The 22,669-nt window shown below is 72.2% G+C and carries 18 protein-coding genes; 7 read left to right on the forward strand and 11 right to left on the reverse strand.

All coding sequences use genetic code 11. From position 1 onward, the window contains the following. Nucleotides 1-81: 81 nt before the first annotated feature. Nucleotides 82-1,773 (reverse strand): CHAT domain-containing protein, encoded by a 1,692-nt coding sequence (locus AC3RKB_RS06885; RefSeq protein ID WP_491435326.1) that lies wholly within the window; start codon nt 1,771-1,773, stop codon nt 82-84. A 118-nt stretch (nt 1,774-1,891) separates the two neighbouring features. Between AC3RKB_RS06885 and AC3RKB_RS06890 the strand changes: the two genes are divergently transcribed. Further along, nucleotides 1,892-3,532 carry an alpha/beta-hydrolase family protein gene (locus tag AC3RKB_RS06890; RefSeq protein ID WP_491435328.1) on the forward strand — a complete coding sequence of 547 codons (1,641 nt, stop codon included), beginning with the start codon at nt 1,892-1,894 and terminating at the stop codon, nt 3,530-3,532. 39 nt (nt 3,533-3,571) lie between these two features. On the opposite strand, the gene AC3RKB_RS06895 is transcribed toward AC3RKB_RS06890, so the two are convergent. Both AC3RKB_RS06895 and AC3RKB_RS06900 read right to left on the reverse strand, forming a co-directional pair. Continuing rightward, nucleotides 3,572-4,540 carry a serine hydrolase domain-containing protein gene (locus AC3RKB_RS06895; RefSeq protein ID WP_491435329.1) on the reverse strand — a complete coding sequence of 323 codons (969 nt, stop codon included), beginning with the start codon at nt 4,538-4,540 and terminating at the stop codon, nt 3,572-3,574. Between the two features lie 188 nt (nt 4,541-4,728). After that, the gene (locus tag AC3RKB_RS06900) at nt 4,729-5,685 is read right to left on the reverse strand and encodes a 2-hydroxyacid dehydrogenase (protein WP_491435330.1); all 957 of its coding nucleotides are present in this window, start codon (nt 5,683-5,685) and stop codon (nt 4,729-4,731) included. 59 nt (nt 5,686-5,744) lie between these two features. On the opposite strand from AC3RKB_RS06900, the gene AC3RKB_RS06905 reads away from it, so the two are divergent. Beyond that, nucleotides 5,745-6,299, forward strand: a complete 555-nt coding sequence (locus tag AC3RKB_RS06905) for a hypothetical protein (protein WP_491435332.1) — start codon at nt 5,745-5,747, stop codon at nt 6,297-6,299. Nucleotides 6,300-6,369: 70 nt separating this feature from the next. Here AC3RKB_RS06905 and AC3RKB_RS06910 read toward each other — a convergent pair whose 3' ends face one another. From AC3RKB_RS06910 to AC3RKB_RS06930, 5 genes are all read right to left on the reverse strand, one after another. Continuing rightward, complete coding sequence (locus AC3RKB_RS06910; protein WP_491435334.1) at nt 6,370-7,800, reverse strand: rhamnulokinase; 1,431 nt, start codon at nt 7,798-7,800, stop codon at nt 6,370-6,372. A gap of 283 nt (nt 7,801-8,083) precedes the next feature. Beyond that, on the reverse strand, nt 8,084-10,120 hold the full coding sequence (locus AC3RKB_RS06915) for a bifunctional aldolase/short-chain dehydrogenase (RefSeq protein ID WP_491435336.1): 2,037 nt from the start codon (nt 10,118-10,120) through the stop codon (nt 8,084-8,086). Then, the gene (locus tag AC3RKB_RS06920; RefSeq protein WP_491435337.1) at nt 10,117-11,142 is read right to left on the reverse strand and encodes an alpha/beta hydrolase; all 1,026 of its coding nucleotides are present in this window, start codon (nt 11,140-11,142) and stop codon (nt 10,117-10,119) included. Before AC3RKB_RS06920 ends, AC3RKB_RS06915 begins: the two co-directional genes overlap by 4 nt. 106 nt (nt 11,143-11,248) lie before the next feature. Continuing rightward, complete coding sequence (gene rhaI, locus AC3RKB_RS06925; protein WP_491436771.1) at nt 11,249-12,406, reverse strand: L-rhamnose isomerase; 1,158 nt, start codon at nt 12,404-12,406, stop codon at nt 11,249-11,251. Nucleotides 12,407-12,411: 5 nt separating this feature from the next. Beyond that, nucleotides 12,412-12,810 carry an L-rhamnose mutarotase gene (locus AC3RKB_RS06930; RefSeq protein ID WP_491435339.1) on the reverse strand — a complete coding sequence of 133 codons (399 nt, stop codon included), beginning with the start codon at nt 12,808-12,810 and terminating at the stop codon, nt 12,412-12,414. A 269-nt stretch (nt 12,811-13,079) separates the two neighbouring features. Between AC3RKB_RS06930 and AC3RKB_RS06935 the strand changes: the two genes are divergently transcribed. The 3 genes from AC3RKB_RS06935 (at nt 13,080) to AC3RKB_RS06945 (ending at nt 16,849) form a co-directional block, all read left to right on the forward strand. Further along, entirely contained in the window at nt 13,080-14,093 is a 1,014-nt protein-coding gene (locus AC3RKB_RS06935) for a LacI family DNA-binding transcriptional regulator (protein ID WP_491435341.1), read from the forward strand. A gap of 135 nt (nt 14,094-14,228) precedes the next feature. After that, nucleotides 14,229-14,996 (forward strand): SDR family NAD(P)-dependent oxidoreductase, encoded by a 768-nt coding sequence (locus AC3RKB_RS06940; protein WP_491435343.1) that lies wholly within the window; start codon nt 14,229-14,231, stop codon nt 14,994-14,996. Further along, nucleotides 14,993-16,849, forward strand: coding sequence for a D-apionate lactonase family protein (locus AC3RKB_RS06945; protein WP_491435345.1), 1,857 nt, complete (start codon nt 14,993-14,995; stop codon nt 16,847-16,849). Before AC3RKB_RS06940 ends, AC3RKB_RS06945 begins: the two co-directional genes overlap by 4 nt. A 108-nt stretch (nt 16,850-16,957) precedes the next feature. Here the strand turns inward: AC3RKB_RS06945 and AC3RKB_RS06950 are convergent, their stop codons facing one another. Then, nucleotides 16,958-17,554: a DUF305 domain-containing protein gene (locus tag AC3RKB_RS06950; protein WP_491435347.1), complete on the reverse strand. Its 597-nt coding sequence runs from the start codon at nt 17,552-17,554 to the stop codon at nt 16,958-16,960. 89 nt (nt 17,555-17,643) lie between these two features. Next, a complete protein-coding gene (locus AC3RKB_RS06955) occupies nt 17,644-18,123 on the reverse strand; it encodes a hypothetical protein (RefSeq protein WP_491435349.1) in 480 nt (159 codons plus the stop codon). Nucleotides 18,124-18,319: 196 nt separating this feature from the next. Here AC3RKB_RS06955 and AC3RKB_RS06960 point away from each other — a divergent pair, with 196 nt between their 5' ends. Further along, complete coding sequence (locus tag AC3RKB_RS06960) at nt 18,320-18,988, forward strand: ATP-binding cassette domain-containing protein (protein WP_491435351.1); 669 nt, start codon at nt 18,320-18,322, stop codon at nt 18,986-18,988. Then, nucleotides 18,985-20,541 (forward strand): ABC transporter permease, encoded by a 1,557-nt coding sequence (locus AC3RKB_RS06965; RefSeq protein ID WP_491435353.1) that lies wholly within the window; start codon nt 18,985-18,987, stop codon nt 20,539-20,541. The genes AC3RKB_RS06960 and AC3RKB_RS06965 overlap by 4 nt, the downstream gene beginning before the upstream one ends. A 60-nt stretch (nt 20,542-20,601) precedes the next feature. On the opposite strand, the gene AC3RKB_RS06970 is transcribed toward AC3RKB_RS06965, so the two are convergent. Then, a complete protein-coding gene (locus tag AC3RKB_RS06970) occupies nt 20,602-22,545 on the reverse strand; it encodes an LVIVD repeat-containing protein (protein WP_491435355.1) in 1,944 nt (647 codons plus the stop codon). Between the last annotated feature and the right edge of the window lie 124 nt (nt 22,546-22,669).

Here is a 22,669-nt window from a genome sequence, read left to right on the forward strand (position 1 = left end):
TCCTTGCGCCGTGGCGGGCGCGAGCCCAGCGGGCAGGCCCTGAACTTCGGCTGCGGGACGTCCCTGAGCGCAGCCGGCCCGTCATCCGCCGGGGATCCGTGAGATCTCCACGCGGAGCTCGCCGACGTTCTCGCTCGGGCTGCGGTCGTTCGGGCCCAGCTCGAGCTCGCTGTCGTCGTTGCACTCGTAGCCGCGCTCGAGGCCGACCAGGAAGGGGCCGTCGAAGGTGCTGACCCGGCCCATGAGCGCGGCGGTGTACTCCCACGAGAACGCACGAGCCTGCGACTCCTCGCCGCTCGTGATGCCGTCGGGGCCGATGAGCCGACCCTGCGGCGAGTCGTAGCGGAACTCACCCCTCGCGGAGATGAGGAGCGTGTCTCCCTCCTTGCAGAAGACGCCCGACTCGGTCCAGGCGACGTTCATCGGGACGACGACCTCGGTCGAGGAGGGGTCGGAGTCACCGCCGGTCCCACCCCCCTGCGGCGAGAGCGCTGCGACCACCGCGACGACCCCGGCGGCGAGTCCCACGAGTGCGATGGCCCCACCCGCGATCCAGGCGGCGCGTCGGCGTCGGCTCCCGGCTTCCGAGGCGCGCGGCCCCGGCGTCGCGCCTGGGACTGGAGGTCGCGGGCGCCGGCTCGCTCGGCCGGCGCGGGTCGACGCGGGCCCCGGCCGGATGTCGAACAGGTGCGCGTCCTCGCCGCGCAGGTAGAGCACGGGGGTCACCCATTCGAGCGTGCCGCGTCCGGTGCCGAGGATGCCGATGCGGCCGCTGCGCACCGCCTCGTCGACGCCGCGGCCGTGCGCGAGCGCCGTGTAGAAGCCGCGGGCGAACTCGATCGCGGCGGCGTCGCTGATGGCGAACTGCATCGCGGCGACCGCCTGGATGCCGCTGTGCGCGAGCGCGGCCGCCGTGCCGGAGAACAGGTCGTCCCCGCCGCCCGCGCCCGACTGGCACGAGTTGAGCAGCACGAGCCGAGGCGTCGGGTCGGCCTCGTCGAGCAGGTCGGCGAGGCTCGAGGCGGTGACCATGTCGGCACGGCCGTCGCGACCGACGAAGGCGAGCACGCCCTCGTCGGTCTGCGTGTCGTAGGTGCCGTGCCCGATGAAGTGGAGCACGTGCCATTCCCGTTCGAGCAGCTTCTCGTGCACGCGGGCCCACGTCACGTCCTCGAGCCAGTCGATCTCGACGAGGCCGGCGTCGATCTGCGCCCGGAGCGCCGTGGCCAGCAGTTCGCGTTCGCGTTCCGCGTCGATCGGCGGCAGGCCGCGCGGCGCAGCGATCATGCCGAGCACCCGGAGCGGCGGGGTGACGGCGAGCGCGGGCGGCGGCGAAGCGGCCGGCACGTGGCGCACGAGCGGATCCTTGCGGCACAGGTAGGCGTCGGCGACCGGGTCGAAGAGCGCCTCCCAGGGCAGGGCTGCCAGCCCCGGCGCCGTGATGCGCAGGGCGATCTGCACGCCGCTGCCGCGTTCCGACGCGACGGCGTGGCTCGTCCGGTAGGCGGTGAGCACGTCGTCGGTGAACGCGGACTCGAAGAGCCGGCGGCCCACCTCCTGCACGGCCGCCTCCGTATCCGAGAGCACGCGCCGGGTGGGCACGGCCGACGACAGCACGTTCGCCTCGATGTCCCGACGGCGCCCGAGCAGCTCGTCGAGGTCGAGCGCGAAGGTGGCGGTCGGTTCGCCCGCGCCGACCGATTGCAGCACGCGCACCGCGTACGAACCCGGATCGGCCCCGGGCCCGATCTCCAGTTCCATGATCGCGCCCATGCGCGCATGATCGCCCTGTCGGGGCCCGGCGTCAACAGGGCGAGCACCGAATCCCTCCGGCGCCGTGCCAAGATCGGGTGACGTCGCGCATCCGCGTCGGCATCGCGGAGGGGGAACGGTGCGCGCACGTCGCTGGTGGCAGCTCGATCCGGGTGGAGCGATCATCGGGCTCGGGCTCGCAGCCCTCTCGATGACGCCGTCGCTGCTGCCGCGGCCGGCCCTGTTCCAGGGGCTCATCACCGGACTCGCCTTCGCGATCGGCTACGCCGTGGGCGTCGGCGTGTGGTGGCTCGTGCGCCGGTTCGTCACGTGGCGGCCGACGCCGTCGCAGCGGCGCATCGCGTGGTGGGTCTACCTCGGCGTGGCGGTCGTCGTCGCCGTCGCGCTCGCCGCAGCGTCGGTGGGCTGGCAGGACGAGGTGCGGAGGTCGGTGGCGATGCCCCCGGCCGACGGCGTCGACGTGCTCCTGTTCGCGGTCGGGTTCGTGCCGGTCGTGGTCATCGCCATCGCGAGCGCCCGCGGCATCCGCCGGCTGCAGCGTCGCGCGCAGCGCGCCTGGGGTCGTGCGTGGGGCACCGTCGCGACGGCCGCGACCGTGGTCGTGGGCGTCGCCGTGCTCCTGTCCGTCGTGATGTTCGCGCTCGACCGGCTCTACCTGGCGAACAACGGGCCCGCCGCGCCGTGGGTCAGCGAGCCCGTGAGCGGGTTCCGCTCGGCCGGGCCCGACTCCGAGGTCCACTGGGATGCGGTCGGTCGCCACGGCACGGCCTTCCTCGGCGGCGGGCCCACCGCTGCCGACATCGAGGAGCTGACGGCGCAGCCGGCACGTGAGCCGGTGCGGGTCTACGTCGGCCAGGCGAACGCCCCCACGGTCGAGGAGCGCGCCACGATGGCCGTGCGCGAGCTCGAGCGCACGGGCGCGTTCGACCGCGACGTGCTCGTCGTCGCGACGACCACCGGGTCGGGATGGCTCGAACCCCAGACGGTCGACGCGATCGAGTACCTGCACGGCGGCGACACCGCGATCGTGTCGATGCAGTACGCGTACACGCCGAGCTGGGTGTCGTTCGTGTTCGACCCCGACGCCCCGGTCGCGGCATCCGTCGCCCTGTTCGAGGCCGTGCACGCGACCTGGCTGGAGCTGCCCGCCGACGACCGGCCCCAGCTCGTCGTCTACGGCCTCAGTCTTGGCGCCCACGGCGCGCAGGAGAGCTTCGCGAGCCTCGACGACCTGCGGTCGCGGGCCGACGGCGGCCTCTTCGTCGGCAGCCCGAACGGGTCGACGATGTGGCGCACCCTGACCGCGGGCCGCGACGAGGGCAGCCCCGAGTGGCAGCCCGTCGTCGACGGCGGGCGCGACGTGCGCTGGGAGTCGGCGCCCGGCGACTTCGACGCGCTCGGCGACGGATGGCGCGACCCGCGGGTCGCGTACCTGCAGCACGCCACCGACCCGGTGACCTGGCTCGGGCCCGAGCTGATCTGGGCCGAGCCCGACTGGCTGACGCCCGGCGAGCGGTCCGAGCATCTCAGCGACTCGATGCGATGGATCCCCGCGGTGACCGCGATCCAGCTCGTCGTCGACATGTTCATGGGCGAGAGCGTGCCCGCGAGCTACGGGCACAACTACGGCGACGTCGTGCTCGGCGGATGGCGCGCCGTCACGGGCGACGGCGACCTCGACGCCGCGGCGATTGCGCGCATCCAGCACGTCATCGAGGGGTACGCCGACGTGCGTCCCGTCGGCAGCGTCAGCGAGTAGCCGACACCGCCGGCACCGCCGGCACCCACCGGGCCGGCCTCAGGCCGCGGCGGCCACCGCGTTGTGCAGCTCGTCGGCGTCGATGCCGAGCCGGCCGATGCCGCCGCCGACGTTCGCGAGCAGCACGAAGCACACGCCCAGCGACGGCGTGATCCAGAACTCGGTGCCCGCCCAGCCGCCGTGCCCGAACGTGTCGCGCGCGAGCAGGCCGGGTGCCGAGTGCCGCAGGTTCCAGGTGAAGCCCCAGTCCTGCCCGCGCGACTCGGGGTAGGGCTCGAGCTTGGGGAGCCCGGCGGTGAGCGGCCGGCGCATCGCCGCCGACGTCAGCGGTGAGACGACCGAGCCGTCGTCGCGCAGCAGTGCCGCGCCGAGCCCGAGCAGGTCGGCGGCACGTGCGAAGAGCCCGGCACCCGGATGGCGCAGCGACGCCATGCGCGGCCAGTCGAGGCCCTGCTCGGCCGCGTCGACCGGCGCATGCGGCGACACGTCGTCGAAGGTCAGCCCCGAGGCATCCGCTCGCTCGCCGATCTCGGCGACCGCCCGCTCCCACGGTGCGCCCGACGCGTCCTCGATGAGCGCGGCGATGCCCTCGAACGCGATCGTCGAGTAGCGCGAGACGGTGCCGGCGGCGAAGTCGCGGCCCGGCGCGAGGAGCGACGGGCGCAGGCCGCGGGGCGTGTCGAGCGGCGGCTCGACGATGCCCGACGTGTGGCTCGCGAGGTGCCGGAGCCGCACGACGTCGTCGCGGCCCTCGCCGAACGACGGGATCGCGCGGGTCAGGGGCGTCTCGGGCGTGAGCCTGCCCTGCTCGACGAGCCGCAGTGCCGCGAGCCCGACGATCGGCTTCGTGATCGAGAACAGCGGGTAGTGGTCGTCGACGGATGCCGCGCCGAATGCGTCGAGCGCGACGACCCCGTCGGCGGTCGCGACGCCGAGCACGGCGGTCGGCAGCGGCCCGTCGTCGACGTGGCGGCGGACCCAGTCGAAGGCGTGGTCGAACTGCGGCATGCGGGTTCCTCTCTGGGGTGCGGGGGTCGAACCGTTCGGAATTCAGGAAGCGAGGTGGCCGCGAGGCGTGAGAATCGCAGCATCGTCGAGCGGGCTCGCCAGACGTGAGCGAAACCGCCGTGCACCCGCACACTTCGTGAGATCTCCTTCATCGCCTGTGACGCACCATCCTGAATTCTGCTCCCCGCTCAGGTGCGGAGCACGACGTTGCGCGGCGCGGCGCCGCGCGCCATCCGCTCGATCTGGTCGCGCAGCAGCCGCGCCATTCGCGGCATCATCGCGCTGGTCGCCCCGCCCACGTGCGGCGAGACCAGCACGTTCGGCAGTGCGAACAGCGGGTGCCCCTCGGGCAGCGGCTCGGGATCGGTCACGTCGAGCGCGAAGCGCAGGCGGCCGGATGTCGCCTCGGCGACGATCGCGTCGGTGTCGGCCACCGGCCCGCGCGCCACGTTCACGACGAGCGCGCCGTCGGGTAGCGCGGCGAGGAACGCGGCGTCGACCAGGCCCGTCGTCGCGTCGGTCAGGGGCACGCCCACGATCACGACCTCGGCCTCGGGCAGGAGGGCGGGCAGTTCGTCGATGCCGTGGATGCGGCCGCGCTCGTCGTCGCGCGCCCGGCTGGCGACGCGCGTCAGCTCGACCTCGAACGGCGCGAGCCGCGCCTCGATCGCCCGTCCGACGCCGCCGTAGCCGAGGAGCAGGACCCGCCGGTCGGCGAGGCTGTCGTGCCGCGCCGGGGCCCAGCGGCCCTCGGCGGCCGCGCGCACGAAGTCGGGGAGCCCGCGCTGCGCCGCGATGGCGAGGCCGATCGCGAGCTCGGCGGTCGAGGTCTCGTGCACCGACGCGGCGTTGGCGAACACGTGCCCGGCGGGCAGCGCGTCGGGCACGTCGTCGTAGCCGATCGACTGCGACTGCACGAGCCCGATCTCGAGCCCCTCGAGCGTGCCGAGCCGCGCGGCCGCACCCATGTAGGGCGGCACCACGATGTCGATGCGCCGCCCGGATGCCGCGGCCGGCGGCGGGCCCGCCATGTCCCACTCGACCAGGTCGACGCCGTCGGGCACGCCGCCGGGCGTGCGCTCGAGCGCGCGGCGGAGGGTCGCGCCGGGCACGGTCACGAGCAGGGTCCGGGTCTCGTCGGTCATGCGTCGATCCTCGCAGAGCGGATGTCGCGGCGCCGCGCCGCGCTGGTACGGTGACGCGCATGGAGGCTCCCGCACCAGGTGCCGGCGGCACGCGCTCCGGCGGACGCCGGCGGCGCCGGGACCGACCGGTCGACGAGCGCGCCGAGGCGCTCAAGGAACGCGTCTACGCGACGTTCACCGGACTCGCGATCGTGCTCGTGCAGCACGCCAACGTCGAGCACGTGACCGCCACCCGCGCGACGCTCACCCTCCTCGTCGGCATCGTCGCGATCACGGCGGCCGGGTTCGTCGCCGGGGTGATCGCCCACTTGGCATACCACGCCGCGTTCCCCGACCGCGAGGAGCTGGGGCGCATGCTCCGCGTCTCGGGGTCGGCGATCGCGTCGGCGGCCGCGCCGCTCATCGTGCTCGCGCTGGCCGCGGTGGGCGTGCTCGAGCTCGAGCCCGCGCTGCGCACCGCGTCGATCCTGTACCTCGTCGCGCTCGGGCTCGTCGGCTACGTCGCGGTGCGCCGCACGAACGCGGCGTGGTGGAAGCAGCTCGTCGCGCTCGGCATCCTCGTGGCGCTCGGCCTCGCGGTGGTCCTGCTGCAGCAGCTCGCGCACGGCCACTGATCCGTTCTCGCGGGTCGAAGCGGCCTCGCAGCGGCCGTCTCGAGACCGAGCGTGTCGCAGCATGTCTCGCTCAGCGCCCCGACGGCTCGTATCGCGTCGGCGCGAACGCCCGTGCGACAAGCGCCCGCAGCGATTCGAGGTCGCCGTCGACGAGCCCCTGGGCGCGCGCCTGCACGAGCACGTTGCCGATCGCGGTCGCCTCGACCGGGCCGGCGAGCACGGGCAGGCCGGAGCGGTCGGCCGTGCGTCGGCACAGCAGCTCGTTGAGCGCGCCGCCGCCGACGACGTGGATGGTCTCGACGTCCACGCCCGAGAGCACCGACGCGGTGCGCACGGTCTGCGCGAACGCCTCGGCGAGACTCTCGACGATCGACCGGGCGAACTCGGCGCGGGTCTGCGGCGCGGGCTCGTCGTGCTCGCGGCACCACTCGGCGATCCGGCCGGGCAGGTCGCCCGGCGCGAGGAAGCGCGCGTCGTTCGCGTCGAACACCGTGACGGGCGCGGTGACGGATGCCGCGGCCGCGAGCAGCTCGGAAAGGTCGATCGTCTCCCCGTCCCGCTCCCACCAGCGCACCGACTCCGACAGCAGCCACAGGCCCATCACGTTGTGCAGGAACCGCACGCGTCCGTCGACGCCGCCCTCGTTGGTGAAGTTCGCCTTGCGCGCGGCATCCGTGGTCACCGGGCGCTCGAGCTCGACGCCGACGAGCCCCCAAGTGCCGCACGAGATGTACGCGGCCGACTCGGCGCGCATCGGCACGGCGACGACGGCTGACGCGGTGTCGTGCGAGCCGACGGCGACGACCTCGATGCCGGCGGGAGCGCCGAGGTCGGCCGCGACGTCGGCCCGCAGGCCGCCGAGCGCGTCGCCGGGGTTCACGAGCGGGGCGAAGACGGATGGCGCGAGGCCGAGTCGCTCGATGAGCTCGTCGTCCCACTCGCCCGACTCGACCGCCACGAGGCCGGTCGTCGACGCGTTCGTGCGCTCGGCGACCTTCGCGCCCGTGAGGAGGTACCCGATGAGGTCGGGGATCAGCAGGAGCGAGTCCGCGAGGTCGAGCCATCCGCCGGCCTGCTCGGCCGCGAGCTGGTACACGGTGTTGAACGGCAGGAACTGCAGGCCGTTGCGGCGGTAGAGCTCCTCGAACGGCACGCGCGCGTGCACGGCGTCGACCGCGGCGTCGTTGCGGGCGTCGCGGTAGTGGAACGGCTCGCCGAGGAGGCGCCCGCCGCGCAGCAGGCCGTAGTCGACCGCCCACGAGTCGACGCCGACGGAGCGGACGCCGGGCTCGCGGCGGAAGGCGTCGGCGAGGCCGCGCGTGAGGTCGCGGTAGAGGCCCGTGAAGTCCCAGTGCAGGCCCGACGCGAGCCGCACGGGCCCGTTCGGGAACCGTGCGACGTGGTCGAGCTCGAGCGTGCCGGCGGTCTGGTCGACGTGCCCGACGATCACGCGCCCGCTCGTCGCGCCGAGGTCGACCGCGGCGACCGCGCCGGCGCTCATGGGCGACCTCCGCGGGTCGCGGCGCCGCGCAGCGGCGTCGGCCCTGTCCGGGTTGAGGAGCCGCGCAGCGGCGTCTCCTCTGTGTGGGTTGAGGAGCCGCGCAGCGGCGTCTCCTCTGCGTGGGTTGAGGAGCCGCGCAGCGGCGTCTCGAAACCCAACCCCGGGTTTCGAGACACGTCGTGCTTCGCGCGTCGCTCCTCAACCCTCACGACTCGCCCCGATCCCGGGTTTCGAGACGCGTCGCGCTGCGCGCGGCGCTCCTCAACCCTCACGAGGTGAGTGCTCATCGCAGGAACGCGGCGGCGACGCCGGAGTCGACCGGGATGTGCAGGCCCGTGGTGCGGCTGAGCTCGGGGCCGGTCAGCACGTACACGGCGTCGGCGACGTTCTCGGGCACGACCTCGCGCTTGAGGATCGTGCGGTTGGCGTAGAACTGGCCGAGGTCCTCTTCCTTGACGCCGTAGGTCGCGGCGCGGTTCGCGCCCCAGCCGGCGGCGAAGATGCCCGAGCCGCGCACGACGCCGTCGGGGTTGATGCCGTTGACGCGCACGCCGTGCTCGCCGAGCTCGACCGCGAGCAGGCGCACCTGGTGGGCCTGGTCGGCCTTCGTCGCCGAGTACGCGATGTTGTTCGGGCCGGCGAAGACCGAGTTCTTCGACGAGATGTAGATCACGTCGCCGCCGAGCTTCTGCTCGATGAGCGCCTTGGCGGCGGCCTTCGCGACGAGGAACGAGCCCTTGGCCATGACGTCGTGCTGCAGGTCCCAGTCCTTCTCGGTGGTCTCGAGCAGCGGCTTCGACAGCGACAGGCCGGCGTTGTTCACGACGAGGTCGATCCCGCCGAACGCGAGCACCGTCGCGTCGATCGCGGCCTGCACGCCCTCGGCGTCGGCGACGTTCGCGGCGACCCCGATCGCGACATCCGTGCCGCCCAGCTCGGCCGCGGCCGCCTGCGCCTTCTCGAGGTCGAGGTCGGCGACGACGACGCACGCGCCCTCGGCCGCGAGGCGGGTCGCGATGGCCTTGCCGATGCCGGATGCCGCGCCCGTGACGAACGCGATGCGGCCCTGGTGGGTCTTCGGCTTCGGCATGCGCTGGAGCTTGGCCTCCTCGAGCGCCCAGTACTCGATGCGGAACTTCTCGGCGTCGGAGATCGGCGTGTAGGTCGAGAGCGCCTCAGCGCCGCGCATCACGTTGATCGCGTTGACGTAGAACTCGCCCGCGACGCGCGCGGTCTGCTTGTTCGCGCCGTAGCTGAACATGCCGACGCCCGGGACGAGCACGATGAGCGGGTCGGCGCCGCGGATCGCGGGCGACTCGGGCGTCGCGTGCGCGTCGTAGTACGCCTGATAGTCGGACCGGTACGCCTCGTGCAGCTCCTGCAGCCGCGCGAGCTGCTCCTCGACGGTCGCCGTCGACGGCAGGTCGAGGATCATCGGCTTCACCTTGGTGCGCAGGAAGTGGTCGGGGCAGCTCGTGCCGAGCGCCGCGAGCTCGGGCGCCCGCTCCGACGCGAGGAAGTCGAGCACGACGTCGGAGTCGGTGTAGTGACCGACCATGGGCTTGTCGGTCGACGCGAGGCCCCGGATGGTGGGCGCGAGCGCCACGGCACGGGCGTGCCGCTCGGCCTCGGGCAGCGCCTCGAACCCGGCCCGCACGCCGCCGAAGGGGTCGGCCTTCCCGTGCTCGGCGATGTACGCGGCGGCCGTGTCGATGATCCAGAGCGAGTTCCGCTCCGACTCCTCCGACGTGTCGCCCCACGCCGTGATGCCGTGACCGCCGAGGATGCAGCCCACCGCGGCAGGGTTCGCCGCCTTGATCTCGGCGATGTCGAGGCCGAGCTGGAAGCCTGGGCGCCGCCACGGCACCCACACGACCTTCTCGCCGAAGATCTTCGCGGTCAGCGCCTCGCCGTCGGCCGCGGTCGCGATCGCGATGCCGGAGTCGGGGTGCAGGTGGTCGACGTGCGCGGCGTCGACGAGGCCGTGCATGGCGGTGTCGATCGAGGGGGCGGCGCCGCCCTTGCCGTGCAGGCAGTAGTCGAACGCGGCGACCATCTCATCCTCGCGGTCCACGCCCGGGTAGACGCCGACGAGCGCCCGCATGCGGTCGAGGCGCAGCACCGCGAGACCCTGCTCCGTGAGCGTGCCGAGGTCGCCGCCCGAGCCCTTCACCCAGAGCAGCTCGACGGGCTCGCCCGTGACCGGGTCGGTCTCGGTGCCCTTGGCCGACGTGTTGCCGCCGGCGTAGTTCGTGTTCCTCGGGTCGGCGCCGAGGCGGTTCGACCGCGCGATGAGGTCGGCAGCTGCCTGGTTCGTCATGGGGTGATTCCTTCGGTGATGGAACGATGGTCGGAGGTTCTCGAGTGGGCGATCTTGGCGGTGCCGGCGATCGCCGGACCGCCAAGATCGCCCACTCGTGAATGGGGTGTACGCGCGGCGGCCGCCTCGAGGCCGGCGGCCCAGCGCACGACGCGCTCGACCGTGACGGATGCCGCGGGCTGGTGCGGGCGGTTCAGGTGCCCGTGCTCGGTGCCGGGTTCGGTCACGACCTCGACGGGCACGGATGCCGCGGCGAGCGTCGCCGCGAACGCCTCGCCCGAGACGCGCAGCTCGTCGGCCTCGCCGTTGACCATGAGCACGGGCGGGAAGCCGGCGAGGTCGGCCGGCGCCGCGAGGCCGGGCACGGCGGGCAGCGGCGCGCCGTCGGCCGGCCCGCCGAGGTAGTTCTCGTACATCGTGCGCACGACGTCGGGCCCGAACCGGTCGGCCGCAGGACTCGCGTCGAGCAAGGCCCTGAGTGCGGCATCCGGTGCCGGCTGGATCGCGAGCAGCGTCGGGTACGCGAGGAACACGCCCGCAGGAAGGCGAGTGGAGGCCGCCGACGGGGCGCGCGTCTCCTGCGCGACCTCGGGTGTCGCGCTGGGCGCAGGCGCCCCGCCAGCGGAGTCAGGATACGCCCGATGCCCGAGCAGCCGCAGCACGGCGCCGGTCACGAGATTGGCGCCCGCGCTCGCGCCGCCGAGCATGAGCCGGGCCGGATCGACGCCGAGCTCGTCGGCGTGCGCGAGCGTCCACCGCCAGGCGGAGAGCACGTCGTCGGAGCCAGCGGGGTAGCGCCCGGTGCCGCCGACCGCGAGCCGGTAATCGATCGAGACGACCGTGAGCCCCCGGGCCGCGAGCGCGCGGGCGACCCAGTCGGCCTCGGGCATGTCGAGGTCGCCGGCGGCGAAGCCGCCGCCGTGCGCCCAGACGAGCGCCGCCGTGGGACGCGTCGCCGCGGCATCCGCCGGGTACACCCGGACCAGCCCGTCGGCCGCGCCGTACGGCGTCTGCTGCGTCATCCGTCTGCCTCTCTCGATCGTCGGTGAAGTCGTGTGAGTCGCGAGTGGGCGATCTTGGCGAGGTCCCGGGGGCGGAGGTCGCCAGGATCGCCCACTCGAGAGGGGGTTACGCGCCCCAGCCGGCCTGCACGCCGCCGACGCGCTCCTCGGCGATCTTCGCGAGGTAGCCCGACTCGGCGAAGGCCTTCATCGGGTCGGCCGCGAGGCCGCGCGACTCGCGCCACTCGGCGAGGGCGGGGCGCACGTCGGTGTAGAACGCGTCCATGAAGATGCGGTTCGCCTCGAGCACGTCGCCCGAGACCTGCGCGGCGCGGAGCGCGTCGGTGTCGACGAGCAGGGCGCGCGCGGTCATCTCCTGCACGTTCAGCACCGAGCGGATCTGGCCGGGGACCTTGTCCTCGACGTTGTGGCACTGGTCGAGCATGAACGCGACGTCGGGGTGGTTGAGGCCGCCGCCGCGCGCCACCTCGAAGACGATGCGGAACAGCTGGAACGGGTCGGCCGCACCCACGATGAGGTCGTCGTCGGCGTAGAAGCGCGAGTTGAAGTCGAACGAGCCGAGCTTGCCGAGGCGCAGCAGCTGCATGACGATGAACTCGATGTTCGTGCCGGGCGCGTGGTGGCCCGTGTCGAGGCAGACCATCGCCTTGTCGCCGAGCGCGGCGACCTGGGCATACGAGGTGCCCCAGTCCGGAACGTCGGTGTGGTAGAACGCCGGCTCGAAGAACTTGTACTCCAGGACGAGGCGCTGGTCGTCGCCGAGCCGGGCGTAGATCTCGGCGAGCGACTCGTGCAGGCGGTCCTGCCGGCCGCGCAAGTCGGCCTGGCCCGGGTAGTTCGACCCCTCGGCGAGCCAGATCTTCAGGTCGCGGCTGCCGGTCGCGTGCATGATGTCGATGCACTCGAGGTGGTGGTCGATGGCCTTCCGGCGCACCGAGGCGTCCTCATGGGTGAGGGCGCCGAACTTGTAGTCGTCGTCCTGGAACGTGTTCGAGTTGATGGTGCCGAGCGAGACGCCCAGGTCTTCCGCGTGGCGGCGGAGGTCGTCGTACGAGTCGACCTTGTCCCACGGGATGTGCAGCGCCACGGTGGGTGCGAGCTTGGTGTACGCGTGCACCTGCGCGGCATCCGCGATCTTCTCGTACGGGTCGCGCGGCGTGCCGGGCGTCGCGAACACCTTGAAGCGGGTGCCCGAGTTGCCGAAGGCCCAGCTGGGCAGCTCGATGGACTGCAGTTCGAGCTGGTCGAGGACGGTCTGCGGAATGGTGCTCACGAGTGGCTGCTTTCTGTGTGGGTGACGGATGCCGCGTCGGCATCGAGCGTGGCGAGCTGGTCTTCGAGGTGGAACACCTCGGGAATCCGGGGGGTGCCCTGGTCGGGCCGGGCGCCGTCGAGGGCGACGAAGAACTCGGCCATCTCGGCCTCCCACGGCGCGGTGCGCGGGTCGCTCGCGAGGGACGCCTGGGCCGCGTCGTCGTCGTCAACCTCGTAGTACCCGATGAGCAGGCCGTCGGCGCGGAGGAAGAGCGAGTAGTTGCGCCGGCCCGATGCCTCGATGGCCCGGAGCATGTCGGGCCAGACCGCGGCGTGGCGCTCGCGGTACTCGTCGAGGCGAGACGGGTCGACCTGCAGCTGGAAGCAGACCCGCTGCGTGGTGCCTGTGCTCATCGTCGAGCTCTCCGTTCTATTGTGAATCGTTTCAAGATTAGATGGCCGAATGTCTCCGCGCAAGTCTGGAATGCGATTTCCTGACCCTACGCCTCCGCAGGGCCGTCGGGTCTGCGATCCGCGCTTGGGTCGCGGCGATCCGCGCCGCGGGAACGGCCATCGGATGTCGCACGAGCACCGCTGAATCGGCGGTGCGTCTCCGCTTCGACCTTGGCCGGGGCTGCGATCATTGAAGGACCGGGGGAGTCCGGGAACGACAGGAGGACGGCATGGCAGTCAGCGTGCGCGACGTCGCGGCTGCCGCATCGGTCTCGGTGGGCACCGTCTCGAACGTGCTCAACCGGCCCGAGAAGGTCGCGCCCGACACGGTCGCGCGCGTGCTCGCCGCCATCGACGAGCTCGGCTTCGTGCGCAACGACGCCGCCCGCCAGCTGCGGGCCGGGCGAAGCCGATCGATCGGCCTCGTCGTGCTCGACGTACGCAACCCGTTCTTCACGGATGTCGCCCGCGGCGCGGAGGATCGTGCCGCGGAGGACGGCATGACCATCCTGCTCGGAAACAGCGACGAGAACCCCGACCGCGAGCGGGCCTACCTCGACCTGTTCGAGGAGCAGCGCGTGCACGGCGTCCTCATCTCGCCGATGGCCGACGACCTGCCGCGCCTCGCGCGGTTGCGCACGCGCGGCGTGCCGGTCGTGCTCGTCGACCGCGAGGCCGAGGATCGCAGCTTCTCGTCGGTCGCGGTCGACGACGTCGTGGGCGGGGCCCAGGCGGTGCGGCACCTCGTCGAGTCGGGCCGAAAGCGGATCGCGTTCGTGGGCGGGCCCACGAGCATCCGGCAGGTCGCCGACCGGCTCGAGGGCGCGCGGCGCGCGGCGGCGAAGCGGCCGGGCGTCACCCTCGAGGTGATCCCGACCGAGTCGACCACGGTGCTCGAGGGTCGCGCCGCGGGTGAGCGCATCCGCGCGCGCGCGCCGGAGGACCGGCCCGACGCGGTGTTCGCCGCCAACGACCTGCTGGCCATGGGGGTGCTGCAGGCGCTCGTGATGCTGGGCGACACGCGCGTGCCCGATGACATCGCCCTCATCGGCTACGACGACATCGACTTCGCGCAGGCCGCGGTCGTGCCGCTCTCGTCGATCCGGCAGCCGGCATGGCTGATCGGGTACACGGCGGTCGACCTGCTGTTGCGCGAGGCGCGTCACGGCACTGAGTCGGTGCCCGACCAGGTGCAGTTCCAGCCCGAGCTTGTCGTGCGCGAGTCCACGCGAGCGCGTTCGTAGCGGGCGCCGCCCGGCGCGCGGACCGGCCCCTCGGCCCGGGCCGTTCTGATCGGGGTCGTCATCGGCGGCCGCGAGCAGGTACCCTATCCGGTGAACCGGTCAACCGGTTTCATCGACAAGGACGTTGCGGAGGGCATGACCGACATGACTGAACGGCTGACCGGCAAGACGGCGCTCGTGACGGGCGCGGCGTCGGGGATCGGGCGCCAGGTCGCCCTCCGGTTCCTCCAGGAGGGCGCGCGCGTCGTGTTCGCCGACCGCGACGCGGCGGCGCTCGACGCCGTGGTGCCCGCGCTCGGCGAGCGGGCCCGCGCGGCCGTCGCCGACATCTCCGACGAGGCATCCGTCGCCGCCGCGTTCGAGGCGCTCGTCGCCGACGGCTGGCGACCCGACGTGGTCGTCGCCAACGCGGGCGTGCAGCTGTTCGGGCAGGACGCGAAGGCGGCCGACCTCGACCTCGAGGTGTGGAAGCGCACGATCGACATCAACCTCACGGGCACGTTCCTCACGCTCAAGCACGCGGTGCGGGCGATGCTCGGCGGCGACGGCGGCTCGATCATCCTCACCGGCAGCCCCACGGGCGTGCGCGGCGAGGGCGCCGACTTCACCGCGTACAGCGCGTCGAAGGCGGGCATGCACGGGCTCGGCCGCACGGTCGCGGCGGCGTACGCGCGCGACGGCATCCGCGTGAACACCGTGATCCCCGCGTACACCGAGACCCCGCTCGTCTCGACGCTCACCGGCGACGCCGACGCGCACACCGCGATCGTGGGCCGCATCCCGATGGGACGGTCGGGTTCGCCGGCCGACGTCGAGGGCATCATGGTCTACCTCGCGAGCGACGAGAGCTCGTTCGCGACCGGCTCGGCGTTCGCGGTCGACGGCGGGATGTCGGTGCTGTGACCACGCCCGACGAGGCCCGGCTGCTCGACCGCGTGTGGGGCGTCGCCGAGCCCGCGCCCGTCGAGGTCGTGCTCGGCCCGTGGCGGTTCGAGCTGCGCGGCGACGAGGTCGCCGACCTGGCGTACGACGGCAGCGCGGTGCTGCGGAGCGTGCGCGCCGTCGCGCGCGATCGCGACTGGAACACGGTGCCGACCACCGTCGAGGCAATTGAGCGATCCGAGCGCGGATGCCGCGTCCGGCTCGCGATGCGCGGACTCGGCGCCGAGATCACGGCGCTGCTGATCGTCGAGGTCGGTGCCGACGCGGGTACTGCCGGCGACGCCGACGCCGACCGGATCACCATCTCGCTCGACGCGACCTCGCACACCGAGTTCCTCAGCAACCGGCTCGGCCTCGTCGTGCTCCATCCGCCAGTCGTCGCCGGGGCGCCGCTCCTGGTCGGCACGCCGTCGGGGCTGGAACGGCGCACGTCGTTCCCCGATGCCGTGTCGCCCCACCAGCCCGCGACCGACATCCGCTCGCTCGCCTGGGCGCACGACGGCGTCGCCGCGCGCGTCGAGTTCGCCGGCGAGGTCTTCGAGATGGAGGACCAGCGCAACTGGACCGACGCCTCCTACAAGACCTACGGCACGCCGCTTGCGCTGCCGTTCCCCGTGCGGATCGAGGCCGGCGCGGTGATCGCGCAGTCGGTCTCGGTCACGGCGTCGCGGATCGCGGGTCGTGCCGCCGCCGGCGTGCCCGGCCCCGCGACACTCGTGCTCGAGGGTGCGGGTCGCCCCGTTCCCGAGGTCGTGCTCGGTGCGTCCACGACGCCGGATGTCGCGCCGGCGACGCGCACCGACGACTTGGTCGCCGCGACCGCGGCCCCCTCCGGGGTCTCGGCGATCCTCGTCGAGCTCGACACGCGGACGGCGCAGTGGCGGGCCGCGCTCGACCGGGCCCTCGCCGAGGCCGGCGCGCTCCCGCTCGACGTCCGCATCGTCGCCGACGAACCCGACCGCGTGGCCGAGGCGGTCGACGCGATCGCCGCCGCGGGCGCGGGTCGCGTCGCACGCGTCGGCGTGTTCTCGGGACGCACGCACGTCACCGAACCGGCGCTCTGGGAGGTGCTCGCCGCGACCGGACCCGCGCGGCTGCCCGGCACGGAGCTCGTCGGGGGCGCCCGCTCGCATTTCACCGAGCTCAACCGCGAGCACCACCGACTGCCGCACGGCCTGCCGGCCCTCGCCTTCTCGATGACGCCCCAGATGCACGCGACCGAGCGAGCTCAGCTCGTCGAGTCCGTGCCGATCCAAGCGATCGTGACGCGCGATGCCGGGCACATCGCGGCGGGTCGTCCGCTCCACGTCGGCCCGGTCACGCTGCGCTCGCGGTTCAACGCGGTCGCCACGAGCCCGGCCGACGACGACGACGACGCGACCCTCGCCGAGGGCTACGGCGCCGAGCTCGTCACCGGCGCGACCGACCCCCGCCAGGGCTCGGCCGCACTCGAGGCCTGGACCGTCGCGAGCTACGCCGCCATCGCGACGGCCCCGGATGCCGCGGTCGCATCGATCGCGTACTTCGAGGTCGACGGGCCCCGAGGCATCCGCTCGGCTGATGGCGACTACCCCGTCGCGCGGGCGATCGCGGCAATCGCGGGACTGCGCGGCGGGGAGCTGCTCGTGCCGGTCGGCGAGGTCCCACCGGGCGTGCAGGTGGTCGGCGCCGAACGGCCCGACGGCCCGGTCGCCGTGCTCGCGGCGAGCCTGGCGACCGAGCCCACGACCGTCGTGGTCCGCGTCGGCGGACGCGAGCGCGTGCTGCAGCTTCCGCCGTACGAGGTGGTGACGGCCGTCGTGACGGAGGAATGACCGCCGGCCTGCGCCCTCACGGGTTCAGCGTCACATCGACCGAGCCCCCCTCCATGTCTCGGCGCAGCTCCCAGACCCGTAGCCGACGATTCGCGGCGGCCGTGCGTCTCAGAGGGTGGCGAGGAGGTCCTGCATGACGGCGATCTCCTCCCTCTGCGTCTCGCTGATCGCCTCGGCCAGGGCCACGGCGTCGGGATTCTCGCCGTCCTCGACCTGGATGTCGGCCATCATGATGGCGCCCTCGTGGTGGACGATCATCTGCTCGAGGAACAGGCGGGATGCGTCGGTGCCGTCGGCCTCCTCGAGCCGGTTCATGTCGTCGTCGGACATCATCCCGTCGCCCATGCCGTGGTCCATGCCGCCCATGCCGTCGAGCTCGTCCTGCCCCCACTCGTCGAGCCAGTCCTTCATCTGGTCGATCTCTGGCTGCTGGGCGTCCTTGATCTGCTGGGCGAGGTCGCGGACCTGCTCGTCGACCCCGTTCTTCTCGAGCAGGTCGTCGCTCATCTCGATCGCCTGCTCGTGGTGCGGGATCATCATCTGGGCGAACATCACGTCCGCGTCGTTGAAGACCGCCTCGGCTGCCGGCGAGGTCGTGGCGGGGGCATCCTCCGGCCGGTTCTGCAGGTTGATGGTGCAGCCGGCGAGGGTCAGTGCGGCGACCAGGGCGGTCGCGACGTTCAGGGCGGTGCGTGCGTTGCGCATGCGTGCGTCATCCATTCTCTCGATACCTGGAACTCCTCCTCGTGTGCTCGCCGTCCGCGCGGGCGCGGTCAGCGGGCGGCACCCGGGAATCAGGTCCGGCTGATCGAGAGGACGTGCAGGTCTGGTCGGAGGTGGACGGCGACGCGGTCGCGGACCGCGGCGATCCCCGGGCCGCCGCCGTCGCGGAGCTGCCGGAACATCGCCGGCCGTGCCGCGAGGGCGAGCAGGACCGCGAACGCGATCATCATCGCGCACGCCATCGCCACGGCGGCGCAGTCGAGCAGGCGCTCCATGCACCCGGCATCGCATCCGACGACGAACGTCGTCACCGAGGCGACCATCGTCGCGGCAGCCGTCGCGGCCCCCGTGGCGGCGGGTTCGCCGGCGTGCTCGGCCCGATGCGACTCCTGCGCCGTGGCGGCGCCGCCATGCGCGGCGTGCTCGACACCCGAGTCGTGCATCGCCACCAGCCCGAGCGCGACGGCGATCATCAGCACGACGCTGAGGAACGTCGCAGGGGCGGTTCGGGCTCCGGGACGCGAGACGCGGCGGATCAGCTCCAACCCCATGTCACCTCCCGATTCGTCGCGTGCGCCAGGCTGTGGAATACCCTCCCAGAGTACCTGCCGTTCGCATCGGGGGTCCAAGGGCCCGACCGCCGCTCCTTGCGTGCGGTTGGCTTGGTCATGGCCACGGGAGGCCAGTCGTCCGGGCGTCGACGCTCGGGTCGCGCAGGACCGCGGCCGCCGAGGAGAGGGCTGCAGGATGCCTGCGTCGATGTCGGATGCGGCTGCTCGGGGCGTTCCCGTGCTCGTGGCGGGCGACGTGTCCAAGTCGTACCGCCAGGGCGTCTGGCCCTTCCGCCGCCGGAACCGGGTACTGGATGGCGCGGGGCTCATCTTGCACCGGGGCGAGGTGCTGGGGCTCGTGGGAGAGAACGGCTCCGGCAAGTCCACGCTCATGCAGATCCTGGTCGGCCTGCTGCCCGCCGACTCCGGACAGGTCGACCTGAACGGATCGCTCGGGTACTGCCCGCAACGACCCGTGGTGTTCGACCGGCTGACCTGCGACGAGCACTTCGAGCTCTTCGGTGCGGCGTATCGATTGACTGCCGAGGAACGGCGGCGTTCCCAAGCCCGGCTGTACGACGAGCTCGACTTCGCCCGGTACGCAGACATGCGCGTCGATCGGCTCTCCGGCGGCACGCTCGCCAAGCTCAACCTCGCCCTCGCCCTCCTTCCCGACCCCGAGGTCCTGATGCTCGACGAGCCGTATGCCGGGTTCGACTGGGACACGTACGTCCGGTTCTGGGAGCTGATGGGTCGACGCCGGGCCGCCGGACGTGCCGTCCTGGTGATCAGCCACTTCATCGCGGACGAGGAACGATTCGACCGGATCGTGCAGCTGCGGGGTGGGAAGGCGATCGAGAAGTGACCGCGTACTTCGCCTTCGTACGCCGGTTCCTGCTCGTGTATGTCCGGAACCCGGTGAACCTGCTGGTGCTCGTGGTGGTGCCGGTCGTGTTCGTGCTCGTCGCCGCCGAACCGATGGCGGATGCCGCGAAACTGCTCGGCGGCACGGGCGTGGCAGTCGAGACCGCCACGACGGGGTGGGCGGCCGCGTTCCTGGCCGCCCTGGCGATGTACTTCCAGACACGGCAGGCGCGATCCGCCGACCGCCGTCTCGCACTCGCCGGCGCGCGCGTCAGCGTACTGGTCGCCGCTCGCCTGTCGACGGGCCTGCTGATCGCGCTGTTCGTCTCCGCTGCTGCGCTCGCGACGCTGTATCTGCGCGCGGAGGTCGACGAGCCGCTGCGCGTGGCAGCGGGAACGCTCATGTTCGCCACGATCTACGTCGGCATCGGCGCAGCAGTCGGCGCGGTCGTACGCGACCCGGTCAACGGCACCGTCGTCATCCTGCTGATCTGGATCCTCGACGTGTTCTTCGGTCCCGCCCTGACCTCACCCGACCGCGTCGAGCTCACCCGCTGGATGCCCACCCATTTCACCACCCTGTGGATGGTCGACCTCCCATCCGGCCACGCGGGTCAGCTCGGCGACCTCGGACTCGCCCTCCTGTGGGTCGTGGTCGCCGTCATCGGCAGCTGTCTGCTGCTCGCGCGCGCGACCCGCGTCGGTCGTCGCAGCCGGCCCGCGCCGCGGCCGCGATGGGGCAGGCAGGCGCTCACCGCATTCCGGCTGGGCATCCGTGAGCACCGGCGGAACCCGGCGCTCTGGATCCTGCTGGTCACCGTCCCGGTCATCTTCATCTGGTTGTCCAAGCTGATCACCGAGGAGCAGTTCGCCGTGATGCGGGTGATCGACGACGGCCGCGAGCTCGACGCCCGCTACTGGCTGCCCGACACGCACGCCGGCACCATGGCCCCGATCGCGGTCGCCTCACTCGCCACCGTCGCCGGGCTCTTCATCGCGCTGAGCGATCGCGAGGGAGACCGGCGCCTCGTGCTGACCGGACTGCACCGATCGGCGCTGCTCGCCGGCCGATTCGGCCAGGTCGGCGTGGCCGTCGTCGTGACGACCGCGGCGTCGCTGGCGATCACCGCGTTGGTGTTCCCCGCCGAGCAATGGGGCGCCTTCATCGGGGCGATGCTCCTGGTCGGGGTCGTGTATGCGCTGTTCGGGATGTGCCTCGGGTTCCTGCTCGACCGGGTCTCCGGGGTCCTCATCGCGTTCGTCGTGCCATTCCTCGACCTGGGCATCACCCAGAGCCCGATGCTCCGACTCGAACCTCCAGGGCCGGCCATCCTGCTCCCCGGCTACGGCCCCTATCGCCTCCTCATCGACGCCGGGCTCACCGAGACGTTCGACGAATGGGTCGGGCTGCTCGTCGGCCTCGCCTGGGCGATCGGCCTCGCAGTGATCGTGACCGTCATCTTCGTGGCCCGCACCCGGGTCGCGCATCGCGCGGCGCGTCATCCCAGGCACGTCAGCAGACAGCACCGTTCCGCGCCCGTCCCGAGCGAGTGACCGCGCCGTGGACATGGTGAAGGGGGCGGTCGCCCGCCCCCTCCATGGATGATCAGTCGATCACGGGTCCACGAAGATCCAGAGGCCGCTGTCGCGGTCGCTGGCGAGGACATAGGTCATCCCGTCTTCGCCGACGAACGTCTCGACGCCCCAGAAGTCGTTGCCTTCCTCATCGAGGTAGCCGCCGACCTCGACGAGTTCGCAGCCGCTGGTGTCGGTCACGACCTCCGGGTCGTAGGGGACGCCGTCGCACATGATCTGGATGGCGCGCAGACCGCCGGAGTAGTACGCGAGGTACGCCAGGGACGGATCCTGCGGGTCGACCGCCACCTCGTGCACAGACAGGTCGCCGTAGCCGAACGCGTAGTCCGGATCGTGTGCCTCGTCGATGGCGAAGGTGTCCAGTTCGGCCATGGTCGCCGTGTCGTAGAGGTGCACGTAGCCCCATCCGTCGAAGATCGAGCCGACCTCGATGCGCTCGCCGATGTCGCCGATCGCGATGTCCTCCGGGTAGCTCCACGGACCCTCGACCGGGTCGAGGCCGAACAGCTTGTGGAACGCCTCGTGCGTGGTGCAGACGGCGACGATCTCGTCGACGAACGCGCCGGAACCGCAGAAGGCCGTGTCGGGCTCGACGTGCCGCTGCACGAAGAGCACTGCGTCCCATCCGGCGAGGGCGGCCTCGTGGGCCTTCTCACCGGGGAAGCAGGCCTCCTCGGTCGCACTGGGGTCACCGGTCGGACCGCGCTGGAGCACGATGATCGTCTCGTCGCCGGGCTGCAGCGAGTCGAGGTACCCGGGGATGTCCTCGGGGCTCGGGATGGCGGCCGAGTCGGGGCAGCCGTATCCGCCGTAGACCACCGGTCCGCTCAGCGTGAGGTCGTCGAGGGCGGCCGGCGGCTGTCCGCCGGGGACGATGACGGACTCGTACTCGCCCGCGTAGTCGCCGGTCGTGATGTTGAGCGCGTCGGTGCGGTACGGCGCGAAGTCCTCGTCGGTGCCGATGAACAGGTTGCCGTCGATGGTGAACTCCGCCTGGTGGGCGTTGCCCTCGGGCGTCAGTGAAACGCCCAGCGACTCCAGCAGCTCAGGGTCGACCGCGGGGAAGTCGGTGTCCGCGACGAACTCGGCGTTCGCCGGGTCGGTCACGTCGAGGATCACGAATCCGCCGTCCCAGTACGAGAGCAGCATGTACCACGTGCCGTCGATGTTCTTCACGACCATGTCGTGGAGGAACGAGTCCGTGAGCCCCAGCTCGGGCTGGTCCACGCCGAAGTCGTTCAGGTCGTACTCGGCGATGAGCTTCGGCCGCTTGGGGTTGGTGATGTCGAGGATGTCGACGTCCTGAGCCTCCACGTTGTCGGTGAGGACCACGTAGGCGTTGTCACCGGTGTCCCACGCGAACGCGCTGTGGATCTGGTTGACGTCGGGGCTGCCCGGTTCCTTGTCGCCGACGTTCGCGGCGAGCTTCTTCGGATCGGTCGGGTCGGTGACGTCCCACAGCGAGACGCCGCCCTTGGCGTTCTTGCCGCACGGCTCGTTGTTCATGAGGAGCACGTCGCCGCTGAACTGCTTCGTCGTCAGCTCGATGACCTGCATGCCCTCGCCGGGGCGCGTGTCCTGATGGGAGGGGATGAACCCGATGAGCTCCGGCTCGAATGCGGGATCGGTGTCGACCCCCGAGATGTCGACGACGTAGGCGCCCGCATCCGGGCTGCCCTGGCCGCCGCTCTCCGGGCCGGCGCAGTCCGGCTCACCCCAATTCGCGAGATAGGCGGTGTTCCCGTCTGGCGAGACGGTGACGTCGGCGATCAGGTCTGATGTGTCGGTGAGGTCGAGGACCGACTTCAGGTCGATCTTCCCCCATTCGCCGTCGCCGACCAGGTGGCCCTCGAGCGTGCCGTGTTGATCGTCTGGATGGGCCGCGGCTGGTGCGCTGAGCCCGAGCGTTGTGAGCCCCAGGGCGCAGACGGCGGCCGTGATGAGTGACGCGCGTCGTTGCATCGTCGTTCTCCGGTTCCGTGTCATGGTGTGATGCCTGACGGGTCGTCAGACGAGCCACACGTTAGGTCGACTCGAGAACCGGGTCCAGCATCTGGCGGACCCGGTGCCGAGGGTCTACGATTCG

The sequence above is a fragment of the Agromyces capsici genome (genome assembly GCF_058349965.1).

Excerpts from the sequence above, each read along its gene's own strand:
- AC3RKB_RS06885 (WP_491435326.1), bottom strand. The coding sequence starts at position 1,773 with ATGGGCGCGATCATGGAACTGGAGATCGGGCCCGGGGCCGATCCGGGT.
- AC3RKB_RS06895 (WP_491435329.1), bottom strand. The coding sequence starts at position 4,540 with ATGCCGCAGTTCGACCACGCCTTCGACTGGGTCCGCCGCCACGTCGAC.
- AC3RKB_RS06900 (WP_491435330.1), bottom strand. The coding sequence starts at position 5,685 with ATGACCGACGAGACCCGGACCCTGCTCGTGACCGTGCCCGGCGCGACC.
- AC3RKB_RS06905 (WP_491435332.1), top strand. The coding sequence starts at position 5,745 with ATGGAGGCTCCCGCACCAGGTGCCGGCGGCACGCGCTCCGGCGGACGC.
- AC3RKB_RS06910 (WP_491435334.1), bottom strand. The coding sequence starts at position 7,800 with ATGAGCGCCGGCGCGGTCGCCGCGGTCGACCTCGGCGCGACGAGCGGG.
- AC3RKB_RS06915 (WP_491435336.1), bottom strand. The coding sequence starts at position 10,120 with ATGACGAACCAGGCAGCTGCCGACCTCATCGCGCGGTCGAACCGCCTC.
- AC3RKB_RS06920 (WP_491435337.1), bottom strand. The coding sequence starts at position 11,142 with ATGACGCAGCAGACGCCGTACGGCGCGGCCGACGGGCTGGTCCGGGTG.
- AC3RKB_RS06930 (WP_491435339.1), bottom strand. The coding sequence starts at position 12,810 with ATGAGCACAGGCACCACGCAGCGGGTCTGCTTCCAGCTGCAGGTCGAC.
- AC3RKB_RS06935 (WP_491435341.1), top strand. The coding sequence starts at position 13,080 with ATGGCAGTCAGCGTGCGCGACGTCGCGGCTGCCGCATCGGTCTCGGTG.
- AC3RKB_RS06940 (WP_491435343.1), top strand. The coding sequence starts at position 14,229 with ATGACCGACATGACTGAACGGCTGACCGGCAAGACGGCGCTCGTGACG.
- AC3RKB_RS06950 (WP_491435347.1), bottom strand. The coding sequence starts at position 17,554 with ATGCGCAACGCACGCACCGCCCTGAACGTCGCGACCGCCCTGGTCGCC.
- AC3RKB_RS06955 (WP_491435349.1), bottom strand. The coding sequence starts at position 18,123 with ATGGGGTTGGAGCTGATCCGCCGCGTCTCGCGTCCCGGAGCCCGAACC.
- AC3RKB_RS06960 (WP_491435351.1), top strand. The coding sequence starts at position 18,320 with ATGCCTGCGTCGATGTCGGATGCGGCTGCTCGGGGCGTTCCCGTGCTC.
- AC3RKB_RS06970 (WP_491435355.1), bottom strand. The coding sequence starts at position 22,545 with ATGCAACGACGCGCGTCACTCATCACGGCCGCCGTCTGCGCCCTGGGG.